Raw genomic sequence first — 12,583 nt, 5'->3', positions numbered from 1 at the left:
TTATTGTGCACCGCACAATGAAGCGAAGCCTCGTTAACCCTATAACAGGATTGACCGGCCTACGAGTGGACCCACATGCAGGGGAGGGTTATTTAACAATCTGTTAATTTGCCCTCAAAATCACCGGTCAGGAAAATCACCAGGTTCGCCTATGTCCGCAGTCCAATACCCGTTCATCGACATCGCCGTGCACGAGCGCGTCCGTGACCGTTTTGCGGCAGGCGAAGCGATAGCTCTCTTCTCGCCGGACATGCGCGATGCGCTATGGGCGAACGGCCGGGGCGCCGATCTTTTCGGCTTCGCATCCGTCTACGATTTTCTGGACCAGGGGCCGAACCGGACCGATGTCGCCTTCCGGCAAATGGAAGCGGCAGCACGCCAGCTTTCCGCCGTGGGAGAGAGCCGCAGCTTCGTGATGCGCGTCACCGCCGATTTCCAGCGGATAGCCGTCCAGGCGATGTGCGAACTCATCCGGGTCGGGGGCGGAACCGCCGTGCTCTTCGCCGCGCCGGCGGAGAAGGAAAAGCTCTCCCGCGAGGCGCTTTCGGCGCGGATGCTCGAAGGTCTCGACGATCCGGACACGCATATGGCGGTGCTGGACGGAGACGGCGCCGTCATTGCCGCCTCACCGGATTTTCACGGTCTCGGCGTTACCGAAAAGACGGCAAAAATGCTGGTGACCATAACCGGCAATGATCCGAGCCGTCTCACCAAGCGGCCCATCCCCACCTCGAAGGGTTATCTTCCCGCGGCGATCGGCAAGCTTTCCGACGAACCGGCCCTCCACCTGCTTTTCACAGTGGAGGCACTGCCGGGCCGTAGCGATCAGAACATCGGCTTCGAACCCAAGGCGGAGGCTGTGATCACTCCTCCACCCGCGGAAGCGGCGGATACACACAGCTACGAGGCGGCGATCGACGCGGTTGCCGGCATCGAGGAAACCGAAGAGCCCGAGGAGGAAATCTCCCTCGACACCGGGGAGACGGCAGCTGAAGCGCCTTCCGCAAGGCGGCAGCCGGATATGGCGACCGAGTTGCTTGCGCCGACAGCGGTGGAACCGAGCGCCACGGGCTCTACCCAAGAGCCGGAACGCGAGGTGGCCGCGGAGAAAGCAAAGCCCGAGACCGTGCCGGCCTTGCCCGGAGAAACAGGTTTCGTCTTCAGGCGCGATGCCCGCGCGACCCGCTTCGTCTGGAAGATCGATGCCGAAGGCCGGTTCCGGGAAATCTCCGGTGAATTCGCCGAAACGGTCGGGCCGCATGCCGCCGATATCAACGGCATGGCCTTCAGCGGCATCGCAGCCCTCTTCCGAATCGACCCGGAAGGCAAGATCACCGAACTGCTCGGCAAGCGCGATACATGGTCCGGGAAAACCATCTGGTGGCCTGTCGAAGGCACGGACCTGGCGGTTCCGGTCGATCTCGCCGCCCTGCCAACCTATACCCGTGCGCGAGAGTTCGATGGTTTCCGCGGATTCGGCATCGTGCGCGTGGGCGACGCCAGGAAAGACCCCGAAGCGCTAGGCCTGACGCTTGGCAGCAGCCCCGCCAGGGGGCCGGAAGACGCGATAGCGGAGGCTGCATTCCCGTCAGAGGAGCATGTTTCCGAACCTCAGGCGAGCGAGGAGCGTTCCGAAACGGGCTCGGTCGCAGAGACCGGCGACGAGGTCCTTTCCGGTGACGAAAAGACCGAAGAAGCCGGAAAGGCGGCGAATGCGCCTCTCCCCTCCTTGCTGGACTGGCCCGACGGCGAGCCCCCTGCAATCAAGATCGCCGAGAGCCGCAGCAGGCACCACACCGACAAGGTGATCCAGTTCGAGGAACGCCGTTCGCGAAAGGAGGGGYTCACCCCCGGCGAACAGGCCGCGTTCCAGGAGATCGCGCGCCAACTGGACGGCTTCATTGGCCAGGCCAAGGAAGGACCTGATGACGAGGCCGCTACGCAATTGGAAAACGAAGGCAGGCCGCCGGAAGAGGTTCGGGCAGACGTAGCGGAAGAAACTCCGAGCGCGGAGCCGAGTCCGGAAGCTGTGGAAGGCGAAACGGTCTCCGAGGAGCTTGCGCAGGAGGAGGTCGCGGATGCTGTCGAGGCCGAGGAAGCTCCCGATGAGGCCGGAGCAGACATGGGCGTGCCACCGGAAGAGCCTATCTGGGACGAAATCCCGGTGGAAGAAACGGTAAACCCTGCCGGTGAGGACATCGATTTGTCGGATCGGGAACTGCTCGGCAGGATGATGCCGATCCGCGAAAGAATCGGCCTTTCTTCGGAAATCGTCGATCAGATGCCGATCGCTCTCTTGGTGCATAGCGGCGACAGGCTGATCCACGGCAACCCGGAATTCCTGCGGCTCACCGGCTATCCCTCGATCGAAGCGCTGGCGGAGGTCGGCGGCCTCGATGCCCTGCTGCAGCGGCAGGAGCTCGAGGACAGGACGGCGGAAGCCGGCGGCATGGTGGTGGTTCGCGCCGACGACGTGATCGTTCCGGTGACAGCCCGGCTGCAGTCGGTACGCTGGGAGGAATCCACCGCGCTGATGCTCGCCCTCATGCCCATTGCGGCGGAAGCGGAAGCTCCCGAGGACGGAGCCGAGGCCATTTCGGCGCGGCCTACCCGCCCTGCCGATCAGCTCGCCCGCCTGCAGGTGGAGGTCGAGGAACTGCGCGCGATCCTCGAGACGGCGACAGACGGCGTCGTCATCATCGATGCGAACGGCGATATCCGCTCCATGAACCGCGCGGCAAGCGGTCTCTTCAATTACGACAATGAGGAAACCTCCGGCAAACCCTTCGTCATGCTGTTTGCCCATGAGAGCCAGCGGGCGATCATGGATTATCTCGGCGGCCTTTCCGGCCATGGCGTCGCAAGCGTGCTGAACGACGGCCGTGAAGTGATTGGCCGCGAGGCTTCCGGCGGCTTCCTGCCGCTGTTCATGACGATCGGCCGCCTCACCTCCTCCAACGGCTATTGCGCGGTGATCCGCGACATCACCCAGTGGAAGCGCACCGAAGAGGAATTGCGCACGGCCAAGCGCGCCGCCGAGACCGCCAATGCCCACAAGAGCGAGTTCCTCGCCCATGTGAGCCATGAGATCAGGACGCCTCTCAACGCCATCATCGGCTTTGCCGACATGATGGCCGGCGAGCGCTTCGGTCCAATCGGCCATCCGCGCTATGTCGAATATGCCAATGATATCGGCCGTTCGGGTCGCCATGTGCTGGACATCGTCAACGACCTGCTCGACATCTCGAAGATCGAGGCGGGCGAGATGGACCTGGATTTCGTAGCCGTCGGCCTAAACGAAACGGTTTCGGAAGCCGTTTCGCTGGTGCAGCCGCAGGCCAACAGCCAGCGCGTCATCATTCGAACGGCGCTTTCCCATGCGGTGCCGCCGGTGGTGGCCGATCTGCGCTCGGTCAAGCAGATCGCCCTCAACGTCCTTTCGAATGCGATCCGCTTCACGCCTTCCGGCGGACAGATCGTGGTCTCCACCGCCTATGAACCCAATGGCAGCGTCGTGCTCCGCATCCGCGACACGGGGATAGGCATGACGCGCTCGGAACTGGAACTCGCCATGAAGCCTTTCCGCCAGGTCGCGGGCGGCGCACGCAAGCGCGGCGATGGCACCGGGCTAGGCCTGCCGCTGACGAAGGCCATGGTAGACGCCAACCGCGCCTCCTTCTCGATCAGCTCCTCGCCCAACGAGGGCACGCTGGTGGAAATCACCTTTCCGCCACAGCGGGTGCTTGCGAACTGAGCCCTRCAGGGTTAGCAGTCCTTTGAAAAGAGGACTTGGACTTGCAAGTTTCGACGAGCACTGACGCGGCGAGGGTGACGGTCCGGCGGCCGGCACGATCACTATCCTGGGCGGCGGCGGGCATTACCGCGATCGTCGCCCTGCCGGTGATCGCCATCTTCTGGATCGCCTTTTCGAGCGGCGACGAGACCTGGCGGCATGTGATGGTCAATGTCGTGCCGCGCGCCACCGGCCGCACGGTGAGGCTGCTCCTGTTCACGGGCCTCGTGACCTGCTTCTTCGGCATTCTGACCGCCTGGCTGGTGGCGAGCTTCGATTTCCCCTTCCGGCGCCTGCTTTCGGCCATTCTGGTGCTGCCGCTTGCCATACCCTCCTATCTCGCGGCCTATGCCTTCGGAGAATTCCTCGATTTCACCGGCCCGGTGCAAACGGGCTACCGCGCGCTCTTCGGCTTTCAGACCTCGCGCGAATACTGGTTTCCGGATATCCGATCGCTGGGCGGCGCGGTGCTGGTCATGAGTTCCGTGCTCTACCCTTACGTCTATCTCGCCTGCCGCTCCATGTTCCTGATGCAGGGACGCGCCGCGGCCGACGTCGCTCGCACGCTCGGCGCCGGACCGCTCAAGGTCTTCCTGCGGGTGCAGATTCCCATGGCGCGGCCGGCGATCATGATCGGCCTGACGCTGGTGATGATGGAAACACTGAACGATATCGGGGCGGTCGAATTCCTGGGCGTGAACACCCTCACCTTCTCGATCTACGATACCTGGCTCAACCGCGGGAGCCTGATTGGCGCGGCGCAGATCGCAAGCGTCATGCTCTGCGTCGTCGCAATCCTCATCTTCGTGGAGCGCGCCGCCCGCCGCAGCCAGCGCTTCACCAGTAACAAGACGACGGCCCTGGTCAACGATAGCGCAAGGCCGCGCCTGCCAGCGGTGCGGGCCTGGTGCGCGACGCTGTTCTGCGCGCTGCCGATCGCCATCGGTTTCGCCATTCCCGTCTCGGTGCTCGGCGGCTTCGCGCTGAGCCGGCTTGAAAATTTCGCCGACGCCAGGCTTTTGAACGCGCTGTGGCACAGTATCGTCGTCTCCTCCGCGGCGGCACTCGCAGCCGTCGCCCTCGGTTTCGTTCTGGCCTATGCGGCGCGCGCGGAACGCTCGACCCCGACTACGGCAGCCGGGCGCATCGCCTCTCTCGGCTACGGCGTGCCGGGCACGGTGCTGGCGATCGGCGTGCTCATCCCGCTTGCAAGCTTCGACAACGCCATAGACGGCTTCCTGCGGGCGCAGTTCGGCATGTCCACCGGCCTTCTGCTTTCCGGCACCGGATTTGCGATCGTCTATGCCTGCACGGTGCGGTTCATGACCATGGCGGAAGGCACGCTCGATGCGGGCTTCCACAAGCTTTCGCCGCATCTCGACATGGCTGCGCGGACGCTTGGAAGGAGCAGGAACCAGACGCTGCTTTCGGTGCTTCTGCCCAACATGCGCCCGGCGATCATGACGGCCGCCCTCTTTGTCTTCATCGAGACGATGAAGGAGCTCTCGGCGACGATCCTGCTCAGGCCGTTCAACTTCAATACGCTCGCAACCCTCGTCTACGAGGATGCCTCCCGCGCCAGGATCGAGGATTCCTCCGTGGCGGCCATGATCATCATCGCGGCCGGCCTGATCCCGGTTCTGTTCGTCTCGCGGTCTCTGGACAACGGTCGCGAGCGCGAAGATTGAAACATTGGCAATCTATGAGGGTATTCGAAGCCAAAAGAAAGGCAGCACACGCTGCCTTTTAAAGTTCAATGCTGTCCAACGTGAAGTCGGGAGGAGACATCATGTCCGTGGGAAGCATAAGGCTTCGCCATCTCCATACGGGAAATGTCTTCCAATTGCTTCATTCTCGATCAATGTGCCTTAACAGGGCGTTAAAGCGTGCCATTTCCGGATGGCACCCGGCAAAACGACCATTCCGGCACATTCCAGCTCCCTCAGCTCTTTAGCTCCTCCAGCCCCGCGAAAAGCTCGAGCGCTTGCGGATTGGCGAGCGCCTCCTTGTTCTTGACCGGCCGGCCGTGAACGACGTCGCGCACCGCCAGCTCGACGATCTTGCCGGACTTGGTGCGTGGGATATCGGCCACCTGGATCACCTTGGCCGGCACGTGCCGCGGCGAGGCCCCGGCGCGGATGCGGTTCTTGATCGCCTTGACCAGGTCCTCGGTCAAGGTCACGCCGTTTGCGAGCCGCACGAAGAGCACGACGCGGACGTCATCCTCCCAATCCTGGCCGATGCAGATGGCTTCCGCCACCTCCTCCATCTGCTCAACCTGGTTGTAGATCTCCGCCGTGYCGATGCGCACGCCGCCGGGATTGAGGGTGGCATCAGACCGGCCATGAATGACGATGCCGCCATGCTCGGTCCATTCGGCGAAATCGCCATGGCACCAGACGTTATCGAAGCGCTCGAAATAGGCAGCGTGATACTTCTTCCCCTCCAGGTCGTTCCAGAAACCGACCGGCATGCAGGGGAAGGCCTTGGCGCAGACAAGCTCCCCCTTCTCGCCGCGCACCGGCTTGCCGTCGTCGCTCCAGACGTCCACCGCCAATCCGAGCCCCGGCCCTTGGATTTCGCCGCGCCAGACGGGCTTCAGCGGATTGCCGAGCACGAAGCACGAGACGATATCCGTACCGCCCGAGATGGAGGCGAGATGCACGTCGCTCTTGATATCTTCGTAGACGAATGAAAMCCCCTCCGGCGAAAGCGGCGAGCCGGTGGAGGCGATGAGCCGAAGGGCCGGCAGATCGTGCGAATTCCTCGGGACGATGCCGCCCTTGCGCACCGCATCGATATACTTGGCCGACGTGCCGAAGACCGCGAACCTTTCCTGTTCCGCATAGTCGAACAGCGCATTGCCATCGGGCGCGAAGGGCGAGCCGTCGAAGAGGCAGAGGGTGGCGCCCACCGCAAGTCCCGAAACCAGCCAGTTCCACATCATCCAGCCGCAGGTGGTGAAATAGAAGAGCCTTTCGCCGGGGGCGAGGCTGCAATGCAGCCGGTGTTCCTTCAGGTGCTGTAGAAGTGTGCCGCCCGCCGAATGGACGATACATTTCGGCACGCCCGTCGTGCCGGAAGAGAAGAGGATGTAGAGCGGGTGCGAGAAAGGCAGCTCAGCGAATTCCAGTTCTTTCGGCTCATAGGGCGCGATGAAATCCGCAAGCCTGCGGCCATCGGTAAGCGAAGCGGCAAGCGCCGACGCGTCGCCGGCATAGGGCACGACCAGGACCGGAGCGCCGAGGACTTTCGAGACCGCCCTTACCTTTTCCGCCACGTCCTGCAGCTTTCCGTTATACCAATATCCGTCGCAGGTGATGAAAAGCTTCGGCTCGATCTGACCGAAGCGGTCTAGCACGCCCTGCTCGCCGAAATCGGGGGAACAGGAAGACCAGATCGCGCCGATCGAGGCGGCGGCGAGCATGCAGGCCACGGTTTCCGGCATATTCGGCATCATGGCGGCGATCCGGTCGCCCTTGCCGATGCCCATCGCCTTGAAAGCCTGCTGCAGGCGGGAGACCTCGATGTGCAGCCGGTCCCAGGACCAGCGGTAGCTCACCTTGTCCTCACCGCGGAAGATGATGGCATCCTCTTCTCCGCTGCCAGAGAGAAGGTTTTCCGCAAAGTTCAGCGTCGCGTCGGGAAAGAAGCGGGCGGCGAGCATGTCGTCGCCATCGACGAGCGCACGTGTCCCCCGTGCGCCCTTGACCCCGCAGAAATCCCAAACGGCCGTCCAGAAATCCGCCGGCTCCGTGATCGACCAGCCGTAGAAGGCGTCGTAATCCGGAAAACTCGCACCATGACGTTCGCCGCACCAAGCCATGAAGCGGCTGAGCGGCGCCTTTTCCAAAACCTCCTTGGACGGCGTCCAGAGCGGTTGCTGTACTCCCATGAATCTCCTCCTCTTTTTGAGGCTGTATAACATGCTGCACCGCAAGAGAAAAAGCGCATTTCAACAGAGCTCCTGTTTGCGCCCGGGCCGCATTTCCTATATCGCAAGCCTGATGATCAGAGCGCTCGGGAACATTCGGGAAAAGCTGGGCCGGCCGCTCGGCCGGAGGGTCCGGCTTTTGCTCTACGCGGCTCTGGCGATCGCCGGTATTCTCCTCGTCGTCCAGATCGTCGCGCCGTTTCTGATCTCCATCACGGTGGTGCGCGGCAGCATGGAGCGAGCGGTTGCGGAATGGACCGGCCACGAAGTGTCGATCGGCGGCTCGCCGGAAGTCCGTTTCTGGCCCGAGCCGCAGATCACGCTCTCCGATGTGACGATCACCAGGGAGGATGCTCGCTCCAAGCGCCTGCTGGCGCGCATCGACAAGCTTTCGGCCTCGTTCGAGCTCTATCCCGCGCTGCTGGGCCGTATCGTATTCGAGGATATCGAGCTCACCAGACCCTCCGTTTTCGTCATCCGCGACAGGGAAGGCAGGCTCGACTGGGCGAATGACGGGCTCTTGAGCGCCGCCGTGCGGCAGGCGGCCTCCGCCAACGCAAACACCATACCGGCCGATCTCGACGCGCGCGTGGGTGACGTGACGGTCGAAAACGGCAATCTGGAACTGCTCGATCTTTCGAGCAACCGTTCCTTCCGGCTCAATGCGATCAACGGCGAGCTCCGCTGGCCGCGGCTTTCCCAGCCTGCAAGGATCCAGGGGAGCACACAGCTGAACGGCCGGGCGGCGAGCTTCGATCTCAACTCGGCCCAGCCGCTTCTCCTGCTCTCCGGCCGCGATGCGGCAGCCGCCGGAAGCCTTCAATCCGACCTGATTTCCGGCCGGATGAACGGCACCGCCAATCTTGCTGCCTACAGCTTCCTTGCGGGCAGTTTCGACGTCGCGGTTCCCGACGTTCCGACGTTCACCACCTGGTCCGGCATCGAGATACCGGGGGCCGAGCAGGTCAAATCGCTGGCCATGAAGGCCAGGCTCGGCATCAGCGGCGATGTCCTGCGCTTCGAGGATCTATCGCTCGCGGTCAATGAAGGCCGGGCGACCGGAATTCTCGACCTCGCCCTGCCATCCGGTGGGCGACCCCGGCTGACCGGGACGCTTGCCTTCGACAAGCTGGACTTCTCCTCCATGCTGGCCGCCATTCCGCCACGGACGTTGCTGGACGGCCCACCGGCCGATGGGGACATCACCGCGCTGCACAGAAGCGCCGAGTTCGATCTCCGGCTTTCCGCGCAAGAAGCGGCGCTCGGCCCCTTCATGCTCGGCGACGCTGCCGTGAGCGTGCTGAAGACGGGTGACGAAACCCGGCTCGACATCGCCGACAGCGATTTCGAAGCCGGCACGCTGACAGGCAGGCTCACCTCCGCCAAGGATGGATTTTCGAGCGGCGCGGCGCTGAGGCTCTCGATCCAGAACGCGGATTTCTCCAGCATCGCGCGCCGTCTCAACCTCAGCGGCCCCCTTCCCTCCGCGCGCGGTTCGCTGGAACTCTCCTTCAGCCTCGAAAAGCCGATGGGCACGGCGAGCTGGGAGGATGCAAGAGGCCAGATGCGCTTCACCGCCGGCCCGGGCACCATTCCCGGCGTCAATCTTGCCGCCTTGCGGCAGCTCGCCTCCAGTAAGAACTACTTCCCCTTGAGCGAAGCTTCCGGGGACGATCTGGATTTCGACCGGATGGAAGTGGCCGCGACTTTCGCCGGTGGCTCCGCCGAACTCCAGAGGGCGGAGATCGCGAATGCCGCTGAGACCCTCAGCTTCAGCGGCGTGGTGCCTTATGTCGATAACAGCCTGGCGCTTTCCGCGAACATCACGGCGGCGGGCACGGAAGCGCCGAATTTCACCTTCTTCATCGGCGGGTCCTGGCCTTCTCCGGTGATCCTGACGGCTCCCGCCCCGGATACCAAGCGGCTCAACGACTGATCAGGTCGCGTTACGGGCCGCGGCGTGTTCGTCCCGGATGCGGCGCAGCTCCGCGCGTTTCATGCTGATCGAGGTGGCGATGACGCCGAGCGTGACCAAGCCGATCAGGATGGTGCAGATCGCATTGATCTCCGGCGTAACGCCCAGGCGCACCTGAGAATATATCTTGATCGGCAGCGTCGTGGCGCCGGGTCCCGTCGTGAAGCTCGCGATGACCAGATCATCCAGCGACAGGGTGAAGGCGAGCATCCAGCCGGCCAGCACGGCGGGCAGGATCAGCGGCAGGGTGATCGTGAAGAAGGTTTTCACCGGCGGGCTGCCGAGATCGAGAGCGGCCTCCTCCAAGCTGCGATCAAAGGTAAGCAAGCGCGACTGCACGACGATCGCCACATAGCACATGGTGAAGGTCGTATGGGCGATCGTGACCGTCCAGAAGCCGCGATCGATTCCCGCCGCCACGAAGAGCAGGAGCAACGAAAGGCCGGTGATGACCTCCGGCATGACGAGCGGCGCATAGATCATCCCGGAAAACAGCATGCGGCCGGGAAACCGCCCATAGCGCACAAGCGCCAGCGCGGCGAGCGTGCCGAGCACCGTGCCGATCGTCGCGCTGAGAACACCGACACGGGCCGTCACCCAGGCGGCATCCATGAGCCCCTGATTCGACCACATGGTGCGGTACCAATGCAGCGAAAACCCTCCCCAGACCGTCACCAGCCGGGAGGCGTTGAAGGAATAGATCACCAGAATGATGATCGGGATATAGAGGAAGGCGAAGCCGAGCGTCAGAACGGTGGCGTCGAGCCTTGACGATTTCATCTAGACCACCTTCTTCTGCTGGTTCTGGAAGATCATGATCGGCACCACCAGCGCAAGGAGCAGGATGACGGCGACCGCCGAGGCGAGCGGCCAGTCGCGGTTGCCGAAGAACTCCGTCCACAGCGTCTTGCCGATCATCAGCGTATCGGCGCCTCCGAGCAGATCGGGGATGACGAACTCGCCCGTAATCGGGATGAAGCAGATCATCGAGCCGGCAATGACGCCGGGTAGCGAAAGAGGAAAGGTGATCTTCCAGAAAGCCTTGAGAGGAGGGCAGCCGAGATCGTTCGCGGCCTCCAGGAGCGTATTGTCCATCTTCTCCAGCGCCGAATARAGCGGCAGCACCATGAAAGGCAGGTAGGAATAGACGATGCCGATGAAGACGGCGATGTCGGTGCGGAAAATCTGCACCTGATCGTTCGGCCCGAGGAAGCCGACCGTCTGGAGCAGGAGCGTCAGGAGCCCATCGGGCTTCAGAATGCCGATCCATGCATAGACGCGGATGAGGAAGGAGGTCCAGAAGGGCAGGATCACCAGCATGACCAGCAGCGGCCGGATGGTCGTCGGCGCGCGCGCCATGGCGAGCGCGATCGGATAACCGATCAGGAGAAGCAGGATGGTGGAGATCAGCGCGATCCTAAGCGACGAGAGATAGGACTGCACATAGAGCGGATCTTCCGTGAGGAAGAGATAGTTCTCCATGTCGAGCTGGGAGAAGAAATCGCGGATCGCACCGAAGCCCTGGAAAACCGGCGTATAGGGCGGCATCGCGATCGCTGTATCCGAAAGCGATATCTTGACGATGATGAAGAAGGGCGCGGCAAAGAAGAGCAGCAGCCAGATATAGGGGACCACGACCACCAGCCAGCGGGCGGGTGACGCGTGGGTGGTGGTGGCGCTGGTCTCGGCCATGCGGATTCCCCTATCGCGTCAGAACGATGCCGGCATCGCGCGGCCAGGTGAGCCAGACCATGTCGCCGAAGGTAACCGGCCGGTCGACAAGGCGCGAGACATTGGCCTGGGCGGCGCGAACGATCCGGTCATCGGCGAGCTTGACGAGGAAGACGGAGAAATCGCCGAGGTAGCCGATATCCCAGACCTCGCCGTATACCGCATTTATGGAGGTTTCGGCCGGCGCATCGAGCGACATGCGCACCTTTTCCGGGCGGATCGCGAAGGCGACCTGATCGCCCTTCACCACCTGACAGTCCTGCTCGACGGCCACCGCAACGCCGCTGCTATCCAGGCGCACCACGCCAGGCGCATTTTCGGTCGAAACGACCGTGCCTTCCAGGATGTTGATGTCGCCGATGAAGTCCGCGACATAGCGGCTATTCGGCGCCTCGTAGATTTCCGCCGGCGTCGCCACCTGCACGATAACGCCCTTGTCCATCACCGCTATGCGGTCCGAAACCGTCATCGCCTCCTCCTGGTCGTGGGTCACGATGAAGAAGGTGAGGCCGAGATTGGTCTGGATGTCCATCAGCTCGAACTGGGTTTCCTCGCGCAGCTTCTTGTCGAGCGCGCCGAGCGGCTCGTCGAGCAGCAACACTTTCGGGCGCTTGGCGAGCGAGCGGGCGAGCGCCACGCGCTGGCGCTGGCCGCCGGAAAGCTGGTTCGGCTTGCGCTTGGCGAAGGATTCGAGCTTGACGAGCTTCAACATCTCCTCGACCCGGGCGGCAATCTCCCCTTTCGGGAGATTGTCCTGCTGAAGGCCGAAGGCGATGTTCTTCTCCACCGTCATGTGCGGAAAGAGCGCATAGCTCTGGAACATCATGTTGGTGGGGCGGCGATAGGGCGGCACGCCGGAAATATCCTTGCCCTGGAGCAGGATGCGGCCCTCGGTCGGCTCCTCGAAGCCCGCCAGCATGCGCATCAGGGTGGTCTTTCCGCAACCGGAGGGACCGAGAAGCGAGAAGAATTCCCGCTCGTAGATGTCGAGCGTCAGATTGTCGACGGCGGTGAAATCGCCGAAGCGCTTGGTGATGTTCTCGAAGCGGATGAAGGGGACCGCGGCGGGGTCCGTCCAAGGTGAGAATTTACGCTTTACCGGCCCGAGAGATTTCGCCATGCCCTAACCCCAATTCGCCCCGTTACACTT

At 63.0% G+C, this 12,583-nt stretch carries 7 protein-coding genes; 3 read left to right on the top strand and 4 right to left on the bottom strand.

Annotated features, from left to right (window positions below; genetic code table 11):
• Positions 1-151 precede the first annotated feature (151 nt).
• Both LCM4573_RS24750 and LCM4573_RS24745 read left to right on the top strand, forming a co-directional pair.
• Positions 152-3,754, top strand: a complete 3,603-nt coding sequence (locus tag LCM4573_RS24750; RefSeq protein ID WP_071009270.1) for an ATP-binding protein — start codon at positions 152-154, stop codon at positions 3,752-3,754.
• Positions 3,755-3,876: 122 nt separating this feature from the next.
• On the top strand, positions 3,877-5,481 hold the full coding sequence (locus LCM4573_RS24745) for an ABC transporter permease (protein WP_407071769.1): 1,605 nt from the start codon (positions 3,877-3,879) through the stop codon (positions 5,479-5,481).
• A gap of 254 nt (positions 5,482-5,735) precedes the next feature.
• Here LCM4573_RS24745 and LCM4573_RS24740 read toward each other — a convergent pair whose 3' ends face one another.
• Complete coding sequence (locus LCM4573_RS24740) at positions 5,736-7,688, bottom strand: acetoacetate--CoA ligase (RefSeq protein ID WP_071009269.1); 1,953 nt, start codon at positions 7,686-7,688, stop codon at positions 5,736-5,738.
• Between the two features lie 178 nt (positions 7,689-7,866).
• Between LCM4573_RS24740 and LCM4573_RS24735 the strand changes: the two genes are divergently transcribed.
• The gene (locus LCM4573_RS24735; RefSeq protein WP_198539786.1) at positions 7,867-9,663 is read left to right on the top strand and encodes an AsmA-like C-terminal region-containing protein; all 1,797 of its coding nucleotides are present in this window, start codon (positions 7,867-7,869) and stop codon (positions 9,661-9,663) included.
• Here LCM4573_RS24735 and LCM4573_RS24730 read toward each other — a convergent pair whose 3' ends face one another.
• From LCM4573_RS24730 to LCM4573_RS24720, 3 genes are read right to left on the bottom strand one after another with little or no spacing between them, the layout of a single operon-like run.
• Positions 9,664-10,482: an ABC transporter permease gene (locus LCM4573_RS24730; protein WP_071009267.1), complete on the bottom strand. Its 819-nt coding sequence runs from the start codon at positions 10,480-10,482 to the stop codon at positions 9,664-9,666.
• Positions 10,483-11,394 (bottom strand): ABC transporter permease subunit, encoded by a 912-nt coding sequence (locus LCM4573_RS24725; protein ID WP_071009266.1) that lies wholly within the window; start codon positions 11,392-11,394, stop codon positions 10,483-10,485.
• A 10-nt stretch (positions 11,395-11,404) separates the two neighbouring features.
• Positions 11,405-12,553, bottom strand: a complete 1,149-nt coding sequence (locus tag LCM4573_RS24720) for an ABC transporter ATP-binding protein (protein WP_071009265.1) — start codon at positions 12,551-12,553, stop codon at positions 11,405-11,407.
• Positions 12,554-12,583 lie beyond the last annotated feature (30 nt).

Source organism: Rhizobium sp. LCM 4573 (assembly GCF_001854865.1).
GTDB lineage: Bacteria > Pseudomonadota > Alphaproteobacteria > Rhizobiales > Rhizobiaceae > Neorhizobium.
Note: the sequence above shows the minus strand (reverse complement) of the source record. Positions and strands in the feature narration are given on the sequence as shown.